This is a genomic window from Krasilnikovia sp. MM14-A1004 (assembly GCF_047159485.1).
GTDB lineage: Bacteria > Actinomycetota > Actinomycetes > Mycobacteriales > Micromonosporaceae > Actinoplanes.
The window spans coordinates 1,540,280-1,557,492 of record NZ_AP038773.1 but is presented as its reverse complement, the minus strand read 5'-3'; the positions used below and the strand labels follow the sequence as shown (position 1 = coordinate 1,557,492).

The window sequence follows — 17,213 nt, the reverse complement described above, 5'->3', positions numbered from 1 at the left end:
TACTCCCGGCATGAGGGGAACGGGTGGTACCGGCCATGGTGTCCGGTCCACGGCCCGCACTCCCTCATCCCTGCCGGGCTATTTCGCAGCTCACCGGCAATCTCGTCCGGCCGGGATGATCCACTGACTCCGCACCCCGGCCCATCCTGTCGGTACGTCGGTGCGAAGGTCCGGGAGCGCGGAGGGAAGCCAGGTGCCGGTCTCGTGATCCCCCCGGACGACACGTCCGGCAGCGACCAGGCTCCGGACGCACCCGAACTGCTGGAGTTCCTGCTCTACCTGGGCAGCGGGCTCACCGCGGCGGGCGAGGCCGTCAACCGGATCGAGGACCGGCTGCGCCGGGTCGCCGCCGCGTACGGCGCACCCCGGCTGCGGGTCAGCGTGCTGCCGACGTACCTGGTGATCGCGCTGGAGCCGGGGCAGCCCGCCACCCTGGAGCCGACCCCTGTACTGCGCGGAACGCTGCGCCTGAACCAGACAGCGGCGCTGTACGACGTACTCAAGGCCGCCGAGCACGGTGCGGTGGTGCCGGCCGACGGGGCGCGGCGGATCTGGGAGATCCTGGCCATGCCGCCGCGCTTCGGCCGTACGGTGACGATCCTCGGGCATTTGACCCTGACCGCGGGCATCTGCACAGTGCTGCGCCCGACCGTGAGCGACCTGGTGCTGGCCGGGGCGTTCGGCGCGCTTGTCGGCGCCCTCAAGGTGTTCGCCGGGCGCTGGACGAGCGCGCAGATCCTCATGCCGGTGATCGCGTCGTTCGTCGTCGCCGCGCTCACCCTGATCGCGGCCGACTCGGGCTGGGCCGACGCGGAGGCCCGCGCGATGATCGCCCCGCTGGTGACCTTCCTGCCGGGCGCGGTGCTCACCATGGGGGTCGTCGACATCTCCGCGGCCCAGCTCGTCACCGGGGCGAGCCGGCTCGTGGCCGGCACGCTGCAACTGGTGCTGCTGGCCTTCGGCCTGCTCGGCGCGGTCCAGGTGGTGGGCCTGCCCCGGCCGGACGTCGTGGTCGTCACCAGCGAGTACCGGCTCGGCGCCTGGGCGCCCTGGCTCGGGGTGTTCCTGGTCGGGGTCGGCAACTACCTGTACCGGTCCGCGCCGCGGCGCTCGCTGGGCTGGCTGTGCCTGGTCCTGTACGCCGCATGGGTCGGCCGCTACCTGGGCGAGCAGGTCTTCTCGGGCTACATGAGCGGCTTCACCGGCGCGCTGCTGATGACCATGGTGGCGTACGTGGTGGAACGGCGGCCGTCGGGCCCGCCCGCCCTGGTGTCGTTCCTGCCGGCCTTCTGGCTGCTGGTGCCCGGCGGGGTCAGCCTCATCGGAGTCACCGAGGTCCTGAACAGCGGTGCCGCCGCGGCCACACCGGACCTGATCGGCGCCACCGGCACGATCATGGCGATCGCGCTGGGGGTGCTGTGCGGCTACCCGATGTACCGCCGTCTCGGCGCCGGCTGAGCCACCGCACTCCGGTGACGAGTTCGCGCCAGGAGCGGTAGCGCTGGAACGGCAACTCGAACGCCTTCGCGAACAGCCAGGCGGACAGCACCGACAGCGGCGCGGCGAGGAGAAGCGTCACCAGGAACGCCCGCATGCCGCTGCCCGCGTAGGGCGCCGCGACCTTCCGGCTGACCACCATGACGATGGGCATGTTGATGAGGTAGAGGCTGTAGGAGACGGAGCCGAGCGTCCGTACCGGCGCGCTGTCGAGCAGGCGCCGCAGGATCGGTGGCCGGCCGACGGCCACCGCCATCGTGAACAGCACCATCGACGGCGCGACGGCCAGGTCGACCCAGAAGAAATGGTTCACGGTCCAGACCGACCCGCGCAGCACGATGAGGGCGAGCACGGGTACGCCGGCCAGCAGGCTCAGCCAGTGCCACGGAATGCGCCGCACCTGTTCCCCGGCGGTCACCACCCCGGCGGCGACCATGCCCGCGACGAAGACCGGGGCCAGATTCAGGGCGAGGTGATTCAACCCCTCCACTGGCGTGCCGGCCCACAGCCCGACCGTGACGACGGGGACCACGCCCAGCGCCAGGACACCGACCGCGCCCAGGCGGCGGTGCAGGAGCACCAGGAGCGGGAAGATGACGTACAGCTCCGCCTCGACGGCGATCGACCAGAACGAACCGTTCGGGGTCGGCGCGACGAGGAGGTCCTGCAGCATCAGGCCGTAGACGACGACGGTACGGCCGGTCGGGGGCCCGAAATGCGACGCCGGAACGACAGTCACGGCGATCACCAGGCTGATCGCCAACGCCGCCCAGTACGGGGGCAGGATGCGCCAGGCGCGGCGCCGCGCGAACCGGGTCAGGCTGCTCAGCCGCCAGCCGGCCGCAGCGGCGGGCAGCGCCAGCGAGAACCCGGACAGCGCCAGGAAGAACACGACAGCGAGACGGCCGTACATCAGCCAGCCGAGCCAGGCGGGACCGGAGTTGGCAGGGAAACCGGGGAAGGTCAGCAGCCAGCAGTGGAACAGCACCACGTACAGCGCCGCGAGGCCGCGGAGCCCGTCGAGCCCGGCGACGCGCCGAGCCTCGGCCCGGGCGGGCGCGACGGCGTCGGTGCGGAGGTTCGTCGCGATGGTGTCCTCCTCCGGGCACGCGCTCGCCGTCAGCCTCCTGGATACGCGCGCCGGAGGGCGGTCGGTTCAACCGCTGCTCTGCAATCAGCCGACCAGACCCAGGTCGTGGCTGGTGTTGTTGAGCCGCCGACCGCCGTCGGCGGTCACGGTCACGATGTCCTCGATCCGTACGCCGAAGCGCCCCGGCAGGTAGATCCCCGGCTCGATGGAGAAGCACATCCCCGGTACGAGCGGCGTCAGCTCCCCCTCGACCATGTACGGCGGCTCGTGGGTGGTGACGCCGATCCCGTGGCCGGTGCGGTGGATGAAGAACTCGCCGTACCCGGCGTCGGTGATCACCCGGCGGGCCACCCGGTCGATCTCCTGACACGGCACCCCCGGACGCACCGCCTCGAACGCGGCCTGCTGCGCCTCCCGCACGATGCCGTGCACCTGCCCGACCTCGGGGTCGTCCGGCTCCCCCACGGTCACGGTGCGCGTGGTGTCGGAGCCGTACCCGGCCAGCAGGCCGCCGAAGTCGAGCACCACCGCGTCGCCCGCCCCGATCACCCGTTCCCCCGCCTCGTGGTGCGGGTTGGCGCCGTTGGGCCCGGAACCGACCACCGTGAAGTCCACCTGCTCGTGGCCGAAGCGGCGCAACAACCCCGCCAGGTCGGCCGCGACATCGGTCTCGCGGCGCCCGGCGAAACGGACCTTCAGGATCTCCCCGTACGCGGCGTCGGCGGCGGCGCCCGCCGCGGCCAGCCGGTCCAGCTCGTCGGCGTCCTTGACCGCCCGCAGCATCGGCAGGCAGTCCGTCAACGACAGGTACGCCGTACCCGGCCGAGTCCTCTGCAACCCGAGCAGGTGCATCGCCCAGGTGGAGTCGGAGATGCCGTACCGGCCGTCGGGGTGCAGCAACGACCCCGCCACCTGGTACGGGTCGCTGCCGTCGGTCCAGTCCCGGAGCGTCAGCGCGCCCGCCCCGGCGGCGGCCTGTGCGTCGGGGCGTTCCAGCGCCGGGACGATCAGGGTGGGCGGGCCGTCGGGTGTCAGTACGAGCAGCGTGAGGCGTTCCGTGACCGCGGTGGGCTGGTAGCCGGTCAGCCAGGCCAGGTCGGGCCCGAGGGCCACGAGCACTCCCGCCAGGCCGGCCTCGCCGGCGGCGTTCGCTGCGCGCGTCATCCGGGCGGCGTAGTCGTCCACCGTGAACGGAGCGGGCTTCGGGGTGGTGGGCACGCTCATGCCGCCTCCGATGATCATTGCCGCGCCGCGCGACTTTCGGACGTCGATGTCGCCCCGAATCTACTTCCCCGCTCCGGCGTATTTCGTGGGTTCACGGCTCGGACGGCAGTTGAGTCCCGTTCTCGATGCGGGAGATCCGGTGAAATGCTGCCCGCGCAACACCCGCGGCGAGCCGCATTGAATCGGAATAGTCCGCGTCTCGGCTCGGCCGTGGATTTGCAAGGTGGGCCGTTCGTGCAATCGAGCACGGTTTGGGGAGAGTCAGCCTGGAGCGAGGAGGCAGAACTCGCTTCCTTCCGGGTCGGCGAGGACGGTCCACGGGACATCGCTGGCGCCGAGGTCGATGGCGGTGGCGCCGAGAGCCCGCAGTCTGGCCGCTTCGGCCTCCATGTCGTCACCCGGGTATGGGCGGATGTCTAGGTGGACGCGGTTCCACCCGATCTTCGCGTCGGGTGTGCGGAGGAACTGCAGATATGGGCCGACGCCCGTGGCGGAGCGCAGTACCGCGTTGTGGTCGGTCACCTTGTGCAGGGTCCAGTCCATGGCGCTGTTCCAGAAGCGGGCCATGGTTCGCGGATCCGCGCAGTCGACCACGACCGTGGCGATCGGTCCGGTGTCCCGGATCGGGTCGTGCCAGTCCAGTACGCAGAACTCGTTGCCCTCCGTGTCGGCCATGACCGTCCACGGAACGTCGCCCTGGCCCACGTCGGCGAGCGTGGCGCCGAGATCCTGCAGGCGCGCGACCAGCTCCGCTTGATGAGCCGCCGAGGTGGTGGCGAGGTCGACGTGCACGCGGTTCTTCACCGTCTTGGGTTCCGGGGAGGCGACGAGGTCGATGCAGACGGCGACGGGGTCGGGGTAGATGAAGCCCTCGGGTTCGAGGTTGGTCACGCCGGGCCCCTCGCTGGAGACTGCCCACCCGAGCGCCTGTGCCCAGAAGTGGCCCAGCGCGACGTCGTCGTGTGCCTTCATGTTGATTTGAACAAGCCGGGTCGCCATGCCGACGATGCTAGCGACAGCGGCACATCGGGATGAGCCGTCGAGAATCTAGCTGGCGTTGAGCACCGACTCCTCGATTCGATCGAAGATGTCGGCATCGGTTTCCCGCTGCCAGTCCGGCAGGTCGTCCCAGTCCGCGACGTACGCGGGCTTCGGGTCGGGAAAATGCTTGTAGATCTGAGTGATCCAGCACAGGGCCACGAACCGGCCACGCTGCACCCGGCTCAGTCTTCGAGTACTTCCGTCGCTGAACATGATGAGGTCACGAACTTGCCCGAAGACGGCGCAGGCGCTGCTTCGTTCCCAATCCGGCGTGTCATCCCACGGTGTGACGTACGAAGCCTTCGGCTCTCCCGGATAGTGCTTGTTCACACCGTCGATCCATGCCTGTCGAAAGATTCGGCCAGCATCTAAAGAGTTCGACAAAGGAGTCCCTTCCGAGTCATGCGGCGGTGGTCATCGAGCGGAGTGCCGAGATGTCGTCGTTAAGCTGGCGAACCCCGGGATCGCTCAGCATGAGATTGAGCTTCCGTTGCAATAGCCACAGCTTGCGACCGACAACGCCTGAGCGAGTCTGTTGAGCGATATCGAGCGCCTTACGCCCGAAGAAGGTGAGCTGCTCCGCGTCTCGCCTCTGAACCCCAACCATCGCTAGATCGGTAAGCACGTTGCCTCGCCGCCTCGCCGATAGATTGAGGTCTAGCGCTGACAGCAGGACGGGCTCGGCCTCGTCGGCCCGACCAAGTTGCAGGTAGCATGAGCCGCGCTCCTCGTGGAGCCGTGACCCGTCAAACCGCAGCCACCCGCCATTGTGAATTTCTCCGGTCATGCTCCGAACGGCCGCCGAGGAGTCCATCGCGTTTTGACAGGACACTGCATTCCTCATGCCAGCGAACGCCTGCGCCGCTACGGCGTCAACCCAGCGGCGAGTAGACAACTGACTGTCTCCGCGCCTGGCCACATGCGCCGAGAGTTCAAGCATCGGAATGGCGTCGGTGAAGCGGCACTCATACACGCCGATGAAGGCGTGGCGGGTTACGGCACAGGACCATAGGTCATGTGCATTCGCCTCTTTGCTGATGCTCGCCGCAACTGTATAGCAGTGCGCGGCATCGACGTACCGCACCAAGTCGAAGAACACCTCCCCGGCGAGTTGCAGGATCTCGCTGAGGAGCTCGCAGAGACGAACGTGGGCAGCCCCTCCCCTGCTGTTGTGAAGCCCGTCCATCAGCGCGTCGAGTTGATGCCTCACCAAAGGGAATATGTCACCCTTGCAGTCGCTGGCCGCGAAGGCCTGCCATAGCCTGGTGTTGATGCTGGCGAGGTCGACCAGCGCAGAGCCGTCAAACGGCGGTCCGTTGCGGGCAGTTGTCCACTCGGGCATGTCCAGCAGGCCAACGTGATCGGTCGGGCGTCGGACAAGGGCCAGCGTCCCGACAGCGCCGAGGCTACGAAGCAAAGCCCGCCGGTTCATGCGATCAAGTTTGCCCTGTGTCGGTGCCGCAACCGTGCTTGCTGGCGAACTTGCTTGCCCGTGGTCACGGTCAGTCTGAGTGATCCAAGCGTCGAGGGCAACGATGGCCCCGTCAAGGTCGCGTTGCTCAAGGCTGTTGATTGCGCGATCAAACTCGTCCTCCGGCGCCTCGGTGCGTCCCCCTGGGCCACCTACCCTCGCCGGCCGCAGGTCGGTTGGAAGGCCCTTGAAGGCTTGGAGGGCCTCGACGATTAGCGGATCAAGCAGGTCACGCTCAAGGTACCGCTGAATGGTGTCGGGCTCACGCGCGTAAGCCCTGCCGGTGTACGCGCGGTCGGCTGCCCGACGTCGGTCGTCCAGGCTCGGGAGTCGGCCGGGTGCTCCGACGTGGAATAGGATGCGGGCGGCACGTTGCATCGCCTCAGACGGCAGACGTTGGAGGATAGCCCCAAGGGCCGCCGCGTTGAACTCAAGGCATCGCAGCACATCACGGGGCGCAGGCGCACCGGCCCTTGCCAGCAGGGAACTCAGCGCAGGGTAGCGGTACGGGCGCATGGCCAGGTCGGCAAGTCCCGCCCGGCGTAACCGCTTCAGTTCAGTGCGCAGGCGTGCAGCTTCCGGACCAGGCTGATCGGGGTCCGTGTTTCTTCCGTGTTCCATCACGGGACGGCTCCGAGCTTGCTGGGTTGCATGACAACTATGCCTGAACCGCCTGAACGTGGAGTGCAGCGACTCGGCTCCGTCATCGTCTGCGTAGGCATGTGCCGGGTCAAGGCCCCGGCCCCCATTGAGTGCGCGATCCCGTCTCGCGCCCGCTGGCAAGCGTGTGGATGCGGGTCTGCCGTCTCGCCGTCCCGCGCTTCCACTGAACCCAAGCGGCCGGACACACTGGAGGTGACAAGGTTGCAACAGACCGATCATGAGCTTCCGCGGCGGCACCCAGGATCGCACGCACCCGCGAACGTCCTCATTCACAAGGGCGGTTCCGTGGATCGGGCTCGTGTCGCAAGGCAACGAGAGGCGTGGTCAACCGACGAGCACACCATGAGCCGCCTCATCGAGGCGCTCAAGCCCGGAGCTTCGTTGTGACGGGCAGAGTGCAACCGCTGCCTACCGACACGTGCCTTGTTGCTGAAGAGGCGTACAAGTTCGGCGTGGGACCGATACTCGTGCACTCGGTTGAGGTCATAACCGAGGTGATGTTCTGCGCCGAGCTCTGGCTTCACGTCAATGCATGGGTAGCAAACGGCGAATGGCAGCGTCACGGCCGCTTCGTTGAACGCGAGCTGTACATCAGAGCCGACGGCAGGTGGAGGCACCACTCGTCGCATCCCTCACCGTGATCCTTGCCGATCGCCTTCCGTCCTACCAGGATGCGCACCCCGCCGAACGGGCCATATTGAGCAGAAATTTGACATTCGATGTTGCTGACACTTGCCATGGAGGCCAGCGTGGAGACGTTCGAACGTGCGCATTTGGACAGCTATTTCGGCAGGATCACCGAGCGGTTCACACCCATGCACGATCTTTGCAGCGTGATGGTGACACACCTTCTCGCCGACCGCCCGACATTCGTACAGGCCGTGGGCAGGTTGGCGGAAGTACGAGCCGTTCTACCGAAGCCGAAGAGTATTCATCGCGATGCGATGGCCGAGGTATCGCGCACGTCAGTGGTGGACGAGCTGAGCCGGAACAGGTTCGCCGACCCCGACGAGGCGGTGGAGTACATCGAAGAGCGGGCCTCTGGGCGGCGTCTGGTGCTGCTTGACGTCGGTGGCTACTTCGCACCGACATTGCACGCGATGTGCGACCGCTTTTCGGGTCAGGTCGTTGGGGTGGTGGAGGATACCGAGAACGGGTTTCGGCGATACCAGGTCCTTGGCAAACCGCCGTGCCCAGTGTTCTCGGTGGCCCGTAGCCCTCTCAAGCAGCCCGAGGACTACCTGGTTGGACAGTCGGTAGTGTTCAGCACCGAGGCCCTGATGCGCTCGCGAGGGGACATCTTGCACGGACGGGAGGCGTGTGTCATCGGCTTCGGCAAGCTCGGTAGCAGTATCGCCCGGATGCTGCACTCAAAGAGCGTGCGGGTAACCGTGTACGACGAGGACCCGGTACGGATGACGCAGGCGATGTCCCAGGGATTCCGCATCGCTCGCTCTCGCAGCGACGCACTTGCGGGTGCTGGCGTGGTCATGTGCGCCACGGGGAACCTCGCGCTGCGGCACGACGACTTCAGCCATCTCCGCAACGGCGCCCATATCGCCACGGTCACCTCGTCGGAGGATGAATTGGAGATCGGTGGTTTGGCCAGTCTGTATCGACGGTCCCCGGTAGGCGAGCACATCACCCGATACTCGACCACAGGGCACTACTTCTACGTCCTCAACAACGGCAATGCCGTTAACTTCCTGCACGGCGCATCGGTTGGCCCGTTCATCTTTCTCGTACAAGCGGAAATTTTGGCTGCCGTGGCGAATCTGGCAGCACAACCATCTGAGCCGGGCTACTACGAGGTGCCCGACGCTGATCGGTGTTTCATCGCACAGACATGGCTCACCTACTTCAACAGGAGATGACGTATGGCAGTCAGCCAAGGCCACATCGCTGAGACGACACGCCGATACCTGGTGCGGTTTCCTGACGAGCGGGACCGGTTGGAACGACTCATGAGCGCACTCGCCGGAGGGTCCGCGGTCACGTCCCGCAAGGAGTTCACCGGTCATGTCACCTGCGGCGTCGTAGTCCTCGATGCGGACCGGCGTGTCCTGCACATTCGTCACAACGTACTCGGAAAGTGGCTCCTGCCCGGCGGACATGTGGAGCCCGAGGACGTTGCCCTGGTCGACGCGGCATTGCGTGAAGCCCGAGAGGAGACTGGGCTGGTGACGACCGACCTTCGCCCGCTGGAGGAGTTCGGAGACGTGCCGCTGGACATCGACATCCACGCAATTCCGGAGAACACGGACAAAGAGGAGCAGAGTCATTGGCACTTCGACTTCCGCTTCGCCTTCAAACTAGCGGCAGGCTCGCCAGTCAGGCTGCAGGCTGAGGAGGTCTCCGGCTATGACTGGCTTCATCCCGACGCGATGCCAGCGGTTGAGCTCAGGAAGAAGCTCACCAACTTTTCCTGACGCGAGTGGATCCGGGTCTTGACTGTGCCGTTGAGAATCGCCGTCACCGGGATGGATGCTGATCGAGGGGGCGATGATGGGGGCGTTGCACTGGCCGGGTGGCCGGAATGTGCGTGACTTGGGTGGCAGAGCGTTGCGTACTGGAGGCCGTACGCCGTTCGGCAGGGTGTTCCGTTCGGCGGCGCCGGAGCACTTGACCGACGACGGGTGGACCGCGGCCAAGGCGGCGGGCGTGCGCACGGTGGTGGATCTGCGTAACGCCCCGGCTGAGACTCAGCGCGCCGGGGATCATCCGATCATTCGGCCCGAGTCGCTGCACGGACTCGTGTTCGTGCCGGCGCCGACGGAGGACCCGGATGACGCCGAGTTCCTCCGGGTGTGCGGCCCGTCGCTGGATCATCCGCGTTCCTGGGCCGACAACGCACGGCTCGCCCCCGACCGCATCGCGTTCGCTGTGCGGTCGGTCGCCCGGGCGCAGGCAGCGGTGCTCCTGCACTGCGCCGGAGGGCGCGATCGCACCGGCATGATTTCCGCGATGCTGTTGCACATTGCCGGCGCAACCGAAGAGGCCATCATCGAGGACTACGCAGCCGGATGGCGAGGTGCAGGGGCGTACGCCGGACACGGCTGGCTCTACGATCCCGGTCGGAAAAGCTGGCAGCGGCATCGGCACGGGCCGACGGAGGCCGGTGACCTGGACGTTCAGGTAGCGGACCGGGTGCCCGCACTGCGCGACTGGATCGCAACCTTCAACGGCGCGGACTTCTTGGAACCTGACGACATACGCGCCGTGCAAGCGCTGCTGCGGAAGGGTTGATACGGACGGGAACGAGTTCCCGGTGTTGATCTGATACCCGGCACGAGCGCCGTCCCCGACCGCGGGGACGGCGCTCGCGATGCCCGTACCGAATCAGCTAGGGCAGGTAGTAGCTGGGGTTGGGCAGTTTGAAGGTGTGGCCGGTGTGGCCGCCCTTGAGGTCGCTGAATTGGTCGCCGAAGTCGGCGACGATGTCGTAGCCCAGCGACTCGATGTGCGCCCGGACCGCCGACTTGTAGTGAATCGTCGTGCAGGCGCCGTTGGGGTCACCCGCGCAGGCCTGCTTGAGGTAGTCCGGGTAGTCGGCGAGCGCGGGCTTGGTGAACAGGCCGTCCTCGCCGTTGCTGAGCGTGGTCGGCTTCGGGTAACCGGCGTCCACGCCGACGCCGTCGGCGGTCAGGTTGCCCAGCGTGGCCTGCTCCTGGGCCGCGCCGCGCCCGGTCAGGAAGAAGATCGCGTAACCCTCACGCTGCGCCGCGGCCGCCATGCTGACCATGCCCGGCACCGCGGGGAACCGCTGCTCGGTGACGAACGTGGCGTTGGTCGTCGGGTTGTACGCCCAGTTGCTGGCGATCTCGTAGCTGTAGGTGGCCAGCGTGGTGTCGTCGACGTCGAGCACGATGGCCGGGGTGCGGTAGCCGCGGTGCCCGTGCGCGAGGTACCGCTTGCCTGCGGCGGCGACCTTACGGGCCTCCTTGGCGTAGTAGCTGTCGTCGGCGAAGACACCGGTGTTCAGCGGGTCGCCGTAGTAGTTGCGGATCTGCTGGCGCAGCACGTCGATGTTGGTGATGTCGTCCGCCGAGTGCGGCGTGATCGTCTTGATCGCGGGCTGTTGCGGGCCGTCGCTGGACGCCGCGTATCCGATGCCGGCGCCGCCGAGCGCGGCGACCGTGAGCGCCGCGGCCGCGGTGGCCGCGAGCCGGCGCGAGAACTGCAGGGTCACGGGGTTACCTCCCAAAGGCTTAACGTTGCCTCAGCAACCTAGACCCTGCATCGACCGCCGTGCAGGCGGACCCCGGCTGGACCACCCGCCCGGTAATTCCATTGCCGCTCGATCATGGCCCCCGTACGGTTGCTTCTGTCAACGCGACACTAAGTCTTCTTCCCGGTGCGCAGACGCGCGGCTACTTCTGGCAACGATTCCGGTAAGAATCCGGGGGTTCAAGTCCCCCAAAGCCGACGTCGACATGAACTCGGGAAGCTTGAGCACAACGGAATACGCACCTCCCCGGTGCGCAGGCGTACGGATACTTCGAGGTTCGACTCCCCGCGCCCGACTCGACGGGCGACGCCCCTGAAGGTGGGGCATCCGGACGCCAACCTGAACTCGGGGAGCTGCACGCCAGCGACATGCCCGGTGCGAAGGCAACGGTTACTTCCACCTTGTAATGGGGAGGTTGCGGGTTCGAGTCCCGCCGGCGGCCCCGGGTCGCCGTAGCTCAATTGGCAGAGCACCACACGTTACCGTGGCCGACCCTGATCTCGGGCATCTCGCTGACGGGCGGCTCCCCGCCCTCTTTGTCCCACGACGGCGAAAGGAGACGCCATGTCCAAGTTCAACCTCAAGGGAATGCTGCCGAAGCGCGGCCGCGGTCCGCTCTCGGCCGAGGCGACTCCTTCCGATGTCACGTACGAGGGTGGCGCGGGTTACGCCCACGACGCGAAGAGCGAGCTGTTCCTGCTGGCCGTCAGCAACCTCGTCGGCGAGGACACGTTCTACGAGAAGGCCGGCGACCGCGACCGCCGTTACGCCGACCTGGTACGCCGGGTCGCCGTGGACGATCCGGAGTGGACCGCCCGGTTCCTGCGCTGGCTGCGCGGCGACGCGAACCTGCGTTCGGCGTCGCTGGTCGGCGCGCTGGAGGCGGCGAAGGCACTCCGCGACGCGGGCATCGCCGGTGGCCGGCCCATCGTCGACTCCGTGCTGCAGCGGCCCGACGAGCCGGGTGAGGCGCTGGCGTACTGGATGAGCACGCACGGTCGTGCGGTGCCCAAGCCGGTCAAGCGCGGCATCGCCGACGCGGCGGCCCGGCTGTACTCGGAGCGGGCGCTGCTCAAGTACGACACGGCCTCGCACGCGTTCCGTTTCGGCGACGTCCTCGACCTGACCCACCCGTCTCCCGCGGCCGACAAGCCGTGGCAGGGTGCCCTGTTCGGGTACGCGCTGGAGCGCCGCCACGGCCGGGACACCGCGCCGTCCGCGCGGCTGGCGACCCTGGTCGCCAACGCGGAGCTGCGGCAGGCGGCAGCCACCGACCCGGCGGCGCTGCTGGCCGACGGCGCGCTCGCCCGCGCGGGCATGACCTGGGAGGACGTGCTGTCGCTGGCGGGTTCGACGGTGGCCAAGGACCGCCTGTGGACCGCGCTGATCCCGGCCATGGGTTACATGGCGCTGCTGCGTAACCTGCGCAACTTCGACGAGGCCGGGGTGAGTGACGAGGTGGCCGAGCGGGTCTGCGCGCGGCTGGCCGACCCGGCGGAGGTGGCCCGGTCGCGGCAGTTCCCGTTCCGGTTCCTCGCCGCGTACGAGCAGGCGCCGTCGCTGCGGTGGGGTCACGCGCTGGACCGGGCGCTGCAGCTGTCGCTGGCGAACCTGCCCGCGCTGCCGGGCCGGTCGCTGATCCTGGTCGACACGTCGGCGTCGATGTCGTCGGGCGGCTTCTCGAAGCGGTCCACGATGAGCCCGGTCAAGGCGGCCGCCGTGTTCGGTGTCGCCCTGGCCGCCCGCGGTGAGCAGGTCGACCTGCACGGCTTCGCCGACGGTGTGTTCCGGCACGACGTGCCCGCGGGCGCGTCGGTGATCCGGGAGGTGGACCGGTTCGTGCGGCGGGTCGGCGAGGTGGGTCACGGCACCCGCATCGCCGAGTCGGTACGCGCGACGCTGCGCGGCCACGACCGGGTGTTCGTCATCTCGGACATGCAGACGTTCGCGCCGGGCTACGGCACGGGCGACGTGACCGGGGTGGTGCCGCGCGGCACGCCGCTGTACGGCTTCAACCTCGGCGGTTACCGGCGTACCGCGTTCGACGCGGGCACGCCGAACCGGATCGAGTTCGGCGGGCTGACGGATGCGACGTTCCGGATGATCCCGCTGATCGAGGCGGGCCGTAACGCCGGCTGGCCGTTCTGACCGGCCGCCCGCCCCGGGGTGCGAGCCCCGGGGCGGGTGCCCGGCTCAGTCGCGCAGCGACCCGGTACGCGGGGCCGGTCCGGTGGCGACGCAGGTGACCCCGCGGTCGTCCGCCCACGACTCGCGCAGCGGCTGCAGCGTGTAGAAATCCACCGTGTCGTCCGGCGTTTTGAGGTACTTGCCCAGCTCGGCCTTGCAGCGCTTCTCGGCCTGCGTCTCGACCTGCCGCTCGCCCGGCCAGGGGCCCGCCGGCAGGTCGAAGACGGCGAACACCTCGCCCTCGTGGAGAGTGGTGCACGGCAGCACCGGCACGTCCTCCACGGGGGTGCCGTCGTCACCGGAAACCTTGCCCACGCAGTCTCCGGGGTGCAGGCGCGTGACGGACACCGGGCCCGTTCCGCCGTCGGCGGCCGACGGTCGCGTGTCGGTGTCGCCGAAGACGATCGCCAGGGTCACCCCGGCGGCGATCAGCAGCACCCAGCAGCCGGAGGCGACGAGACCACCGATCGCCAGGCCCCGCCCACCCTGCCCGCGCCGCCGGATCTGGCCCAGCGCGACGATGCCGAAGATGACGCTGAGCAGCACACCGCCGAGAAGGCCGAGGATCAGCGACGCGATCGCGAAGCCGTTGGTGCCGGCCGGCGGCGGCGCCGCCAAACCCGGATACGGCCCGGCCGGCATCCCACCGTACGGCGGCGGCGGGTAGCCGGGGGCCTGTGCATTCTGCACCGGGTACGAGGGCTGCGGGAACGGGTCGGTCACCCGGGGGACGCTAACAATCCCGATCATCGTTCGCGGGTCCCGAAGGATCTCGATCCGGCATCGACGGGTTTCCGGGTGGCGCGATCAACCGGTGGCGCGCCCGGACAGTTTGTCGCGCAGCCGGTCGACCAGCCCGACACCCGGTCCGACGAGCTTGTGGAACAGCTCGCTGTTCGGGGCGCCGGGGTGCGGCCGGGTCGGCGCCAGCTTCTTCGCGGTCTCCACCTTTCCGGCCAGCTCGCGCAGCTCGTCGCCGGGCACCACGCGGCGCAGCTCCGGGAACTGCTCGGACTCCTCGTCCTGGATGTGGTCGACCAGCAGCGCCTCCAGCCGGCGCAGCTCCTGCTCGAACTCCGCGCTGGACACGTCGGCGTCTTCGAGGCGCTTCATCACCTGTTCGAGTTCCTTGTGTTCCTCGATGTCGTGCTCGACGGCCTTGTCCCCGTCCGGGAGGTACTTGCGCATGGCCGGATAGACGTACATCTCCTCGGCGACGGCGTGGCGCACCAGTTCGCTGATGGCCGTGTCGGTCAGGTCCCGGCGGATCATCGGATCGGTGATCGTCCAGATCTCGCCGATCAGGGTGCTGACCTCGCGGTGGTCGATGACGAGCACGTCGATGACGTCGTCGCGGCTCGGGCTCGTGGTCATGAAGGGCTCCCCCAGGTCGGAATCGACGGACACGCGTCGGGTACCCGGGGGCGCGGCGATTACACGTACCCGCGGCGCAGGTGGGTGGCGAACCAGTCGGTCATCGCAGCGTCGACCGCCCTGGCCTCCGGTGTCTGCGGGGCGGGCTGCTCACCCGGTCGTTCCGCCAGCGGATGGGCCAGGCCCGGCACGGTGACCAGTCGCCCCTGCGGCAGGGCCGCGGCCAGGTCGGCGGCGTCGGCCCGGAACGACGGATGGTCCTCCTCGCCGCTGACCACCAGGGTCGCGGCGGGCAGCTCGGCGGCACGGGCGACGAAGTCGAGCCGGGCCGCGGCCGCCCGCGAGGCGTCGTCCCACGCGTACGGTGCGCCCGTCATCGACTCGATCAGCGACACCACCGACGAGGCGCGGATCGCGGCGTTGACCACCGCGACGGCCGCCACCGGCACCACGCCGGACGCGGCGACCGCGAGGGCGACCGCCCCACCGAGTGAGCCACCGACGATCCCGACCGGGCCGTCGGCGAACGGGAACCGGGACCGGAGTTCGGCCCAGGCCGCGGGAAACTCCTCCGTGGCCTGCCGCACGACCGGCTCGGCGTAGGCCATCATCGGGTCACGCCGGGACAGTTCATACCCTTCCGGGTACGCCCGCCGGCCGGTCCAGGGCATGCCCGGGTAGAGCCGCCAGGCGTCCACACCGGCCAGCGGAAGGGCCGCCGCGAACGCCGCGTCGGTGCAGGGCGCGTCCATCAGATGCCACGCCACCACCACCGGCGCGGGCCCGGCACCCGAGGCGGGCGGCAGCAGCGTGAACGGAACGCCACCGGCCGTACCGTCGATCGTCACGACCGCCAGCCTAGGCGGGATCCGCCCGATCAGCCGCGCTGCCGTGCGGGTCGAGGGTCGACCTGACCGCCTCCGGTGTGCGGGCGACCACGGCCGCACCGTCGTCGGCCGTGATGATCGGCCGCTGGATCAGGATGGGGTGCGCGGCCAGCGCCTCGATCCACCGCGACCGGGTCCCGGCGTCGCGCGGCCAGTCCGCCAGGCCCAGCTCCGCCGCCGTCGGCTCACCCAGTCGGACGACGTGCCACGGCTCCAGCTCCAGCCGAGCCAGGACTGCGGTCAGCTCCGCCACGCCCGGCGGGTCCTCGAGGTAGTACCGCACGGTGTACTGGGCCTGTTCGGCGTCGAGGATCGAGAGCGCCGACTGGCACTTCGAGCACTCGGGGTTGATCCAGATCTCCATCGGCCCACCTTCCCACGCCCTCGGCCGGCCGGGTCCGCGCACGTCGTCGCCCCTGCACCCGAACCGCAACCGCCACCACTCTAATGATCATGGCGGGTGCGGGCGATCAGTAGCGCTATGGCACACAACGACTCGGCCCACCGGCCCACGGTCGCCGCCGCGGGCGGCGGACATGCCCCGTGGCGCCGCCGGCTCGCCCTCGTGGCGCTGCCGCTGGCCCTCGTCGCCGTTCCGGGTGCCACCCCCGCGAGCGCCGCCGCGCCGACCGAGCCGGGCGCCATCGCCGCCGCGGCGACGAACGGCTGGGTCGCCGACACCGCCGCGACCGGTCTCGCCGTGACGAAGCCGCGGGGCAACCCGCGGGCGTACAAGTTCCTCAGCCGGTCGAAGCCGACGGATCTGGTGGCCCGCTGGAACCCGTGCGCGCCGATCGCCTACCGGGTCAACCTCCACCGGTCCGGCAAGGGCGCCCTGAAGGACGTCAAGGGCGCTCTGCAGCGGGTACACCAGGCCACCGGGCTGCGGTTCGTGTACAAGGGCACGACCGACGCCGTCCCGTTCGCCATGCCCGGCTACTCCGACGACTACCCGGCCGACACGCACCTGGTCATCGCCTGGGCCATGCCCGGCAAGCAGAGCACCCAGATTCCCGCCGACGCCGGTGGCCTGGCGGGCATGGGCGGCTCGTGGTGGACGGGGGCGTACACCCGCAGCGGCATCGTGGCCAGCCGGATCACCGACGGGTTCGTGGTGCTGAACGCGTCGATGCACCTGCCCGCCGGGTTCGGCAAGGGCAACAAGACCGGATGGCAGGGCACCCGCGGTCAGCTGCTGATGCACGAGATCGGTCATTCGGTCGGCCTCGACCACCCGACGATCGACGACCGGTACGAGATCATGTCCCCGACCATGAGCCGGAAAAAGGCGGTGTGGGGAGCCGGAGACCTCAACGGACTGCGCGGCGTCGGGAAGACCGGCGGCTGCCTGTACGACGAGGACCCCACCGATCCCGTCGGGCCGGCCGCGGCCCGGGTGACCCGCCTGGCGCAGCAGGTTCCCGCCGACGACCGGCACGAGGTGCGCGCCCGGGCCTGACCGTGCCCGGCGCGCACTGCCCCGACCGTCCCGAAGCCCGGCTCGGCCGGCCACCGGGTTTGCCCGGATCGCTGCCCCGCTGGCCCTGGTGG

Annotated in this window: 16 protein-coding genes; 6 read left to right on the top strand and 10 right to left on the bottom strand. The window is 69.0% G+C overall.

What is annotated here, in order from left to right:
- Window positions 1–204: 204 nt before the first annotated feature.
- Window positions 205–1,458 carry a threonine/serine ThrE exporter family protein gene (locus ACMCNN_RS07215; protein WP_412745388.1) on the top strand — a complete coding sequence of 418 codons (1,254 nt, stop codon included), beginning with the start codon at window positions 205–207 and terminating at the stop codon, window positions 1,456–1,458.
- Here the strand turns inward: ACMCNN_RS07215 and ACMCNN_RS07210 are convergent.
- The 5 genes from ACMCNN_RS07210 to ACMCNN_RS07190 all read right to left on the bottom strand — a co-directional run bounded on the left by ACMCNN_RS07210 (window position 1,394) and on the right by ACMCNN_RS07190 (window position 6,947).
- Window positions 1,394–2,587, bottom strand: a complete 1,194-nt coding sequence (locus ACMCNN_RS07210; RefSeq protein ID WP_412747091.1) for an acyltransferase family protein — start codon at window positions 2,585–2,587, stop codon at window positions 1,394–1,396. The two genes, ACMCNN_RS07215 and ACMCNN_RS07210, sit on opposite strands and share 65 nt — an antisense overlap.
- Window positions 2,588–2,671: 84 nt before the next feature.
- Window positions 2,672–3,811 carry an aminopeptidase P family protein gene (locus ACMCNN_RS07205; RefSeq protein WP_412745387.1) on the bottom strand — a complete coding sequence of 380 codons (1,140 nt, stop codon included), beginning with the start codon at window positions 3,809–3,811 and terminating at the stop codon, window positions 2,672–2,674.
- Between the two features lie 261 nt (window positions 3,812–4,072).
- Window positions 4,073–4,810 carry a VOC family protein gene (locus tag ACMCNN_RS07200; RefSeq protein WP_412745386.1) on the bottom strand — a complete coding sequence of 246 codons (738 nt, stop codon included), beginning with the start codon at window positions 4,808–4,810 and terminating at the stop codon, window positions 4,073–4,075.
- A 48-nt stretch (window positions 4,811–4,858) separates the two neighbouring features.
- Entirely contained in the window at window positions 4,859–5,182 is a 324-nt protein-coding gene (locus tag ACMCNN_RS07195; RefSeq protein WP_412745385.1) for a hypothetical protein, read from the bottom strand.
- A 70-nt stretch (window positions 5,183–5,252) separates the two neighbouring features.
- A complete protein-coding gene (locus ACMCNN_RS07190; RefSeq protein WP_412745384.1) occupies window positions 5,253–6,947 on the bottom strand; it encodes a transcriptional regulator in 1,695 nt (564 codons plus the stop codon).
- 788 nt (window positions 6,948–7,735) lie between these two features.
- On the opposite strand from ACMCNN_RS07190, the gene ACMCNN_RS07185 reads away from it, so the two are divergent.
- From ACMCNN_RS07185 to ACMCNN_RS07175, 3 genes are all read left to right on the top strand, one after another.
- A complete protein-coding gene (locus ACMCNN_RS07185) occupies window positions 7,736–8,860 on the top strand; it encodes an NAD(P)-binding domain-containing protein (RefSeq protein WP_412745383.1) in 1,125 nt (374 codons plus the stop codon).
- Between the two features lie 90 nt (window positions 8,861–8,950).
- Window positions 8,951–9,415: an NUDIX hydrolase gene (locus ACMCNN_RS07180; RefSeq protein ID WP_412745382.1), complete on the top strand. Its 465-nt coding sequence runs from the start codon at window positions 8,951–8,953 to the stop codon at window positions 9,413–9,415.
- A 55-nt stretch (window positions 9,416–9,470) separates the two neighbouring features.
- On the top strand, window positions 9,471–10,232 hold the full coding sequence (locus ACMCNN_RS07175) for a tyrosine-protein phosphatase (protein WP_412745381.1): 762 nt from the start codon (window positions 9,471–9,473) through the stop codon (window positions 10,230–10,232).
- A 97-nt stretch (window positions 10,233–10,329) separates the two neighbouring features.
- On the opposite strand, the gene ACMCNN_RS07170 is transcribed toward ACMCNN_RS07175, so the two are convergent.
- Window positions 10,330–11,175 carry an HAD family acid phosphatase gene (locus ACMCNN_RS07170; protein ID WP_412745380.1) on the bottom strand — a complete coding sequence of 282 codons (846 nt, stop codon included), beginning with the start codon at window positions 11,173–11,175 and terminating at the stop codon, window positions 10,330–10,332.
- A 603-nt stretch (window positions 11,176–11,778) separates the two neighbouring features.
- On the opposite strand from ACMCNN_RS07170, the gene ACMCNN_RS07165 reads away from it, so the two are divergent.
- A complete protein-coding gene (locus ACMCNN_RS07165) occupies window positions 11,779–13,362 on the top strand; it encodes a TROVE domain-containing protein (protein WP_412745379.1) in 1,584 nt (527 codons plus the stop codon).
- A 45-nt stretch (window positions 13,363–13,407) separates the two neighbouring features.
- Here ACMCNN_RS07165 and ACMCNN_RS07160 read toward each other — a convergent pair whose 3' ends face one another.
- From ACMCNN_RS07160 to ACMCNN_RS07145, 4 genes are all read right to left on the bottom strand, one after another.
- Window positions 13,408–14,124 (bottom strand): DUF4190 domain-containing protein, encoded by a 717-nt coding sequence (locus ACMCNN_RS07160; RefSeq protein WP_412745378.1) that lies wholly within the window; start codon window positions 14,122–14,124, stop codon window positions 13,408–13,410.
- Window positions 14,125–14,208: 84 nt separating this feature from the next.
- Window positions 14,209–14,775, bottom strand: a complete 567-nt coding sequence (locus tag ACMCNN_RS07155; RefSeq protein WP_412745377.1) for a hemerythrin domain-containing protein — start codon at window positions 14,773–14,775, stop codon at window positions 14,209–14,211.
- Window positions 14,776–14,834: 59 nt separating this feature from the next.
- The gene (locus ACMCNN_RS07150; RefSeq protein WP_412745376.1) at window positions 14,835–15,623 is read right to left on the bottom strand and encodes an alpha/beta hydrolase; all 789 of its coding nucleotides are present in this window, start codon (window positions 15,621–15,623) and stop codon (window positions 14,835–14,837) included.
- A 10-nt stretch (window positions 15,624–15,633) separates the two neighbouring features.
- Window positions 15,634–16,026 carry an ArsC/Spx/MgsR family protein gene (locus ACMCNN_RS07145; RefSeq protein ID WP_412745375.1) on the bottom strand — a complete coding sequence of 131 codons (393 nt, stop codon included), beginning with the start codon at window positions 16,024–16,026 and terminating at the stop codon, window positions 15,634–15,636.
- A gap of 117 nt (window positions 16,027–16,143) precedes the next feature.
- Here ACMCNN_RS07145 and ACMCNN_RS07140 point away from each other — a divergent pair, with 117 nt between their 5' ends.
- Entirely contained in the window at window positions 16,144–17,121 is a 978-nt protein-coding gene (locus ACMCNN_RS07140; RefSeq protein ID WP_412745374.1) for a hypothetical protein, read from the top strand.
- Window positions 17,122–17,213 lie beyond the last annotated feature (92 nt).

Coding starts and splice junctions, on each gene's coding strand:
- ACMCNN_RS07140 (WP_412745374.1), top strand. CDS start 16,144: ATGGCACACAACGACTCGGCCCACCGGCCCACGGTCGCCGCCGCGGGC.
- ACMCNN_RS07205 (WP_412745387.1), bottom strand. CDS start 3,811: ATGAGCGTGCCCACCACCCCGAAGCCCGCTCCGTTCACGGTGGACGAC.
- ACMCNN_RS07165 (WP_412745379.1), top strand. CDS start 11,779: ATGTCCAAGTTCAACCTCAAGGGAATGCTGCCGAAGCGCGGCCGCGGT.
- ACMCNN_RS07155 (WP_412745377.1), bottom strand. CDS start 14,775: ATGACCACGAGCCCGAGCCGCGACGACGTCATCGACGTGCTCGTCATC.
- ACMCNN_RS07180 (WP_412745382.1), top strand. CDS start 8,951: ATGAGCGCACTCGCCGGAGGGTCCGCGGTCACGTCCCGCAAGGAGTTC.
- ACMCNN_RS07200 (WP_412745386.1), bottom strand. CDS start 4,810: ATGGCGACCCGGCTTGTTCAAATCAACATGAAGGCACACGACGACGTC.
- ACMCNN_RS07145 (WP_412745375.1), bottom strand. CDS start 16,026: ATGGAGATCTGGATCAACCCCGAGTGCTCGAAGTGCCAGTCGGCGCTC.
- ACMCNN_RS07175 (WP_412745381.1), top strand. CDS start 9,471: ATGCTGATCGAGGGGGCGATGATGGGGGCGTTGCACTGGCCGGGTGGC.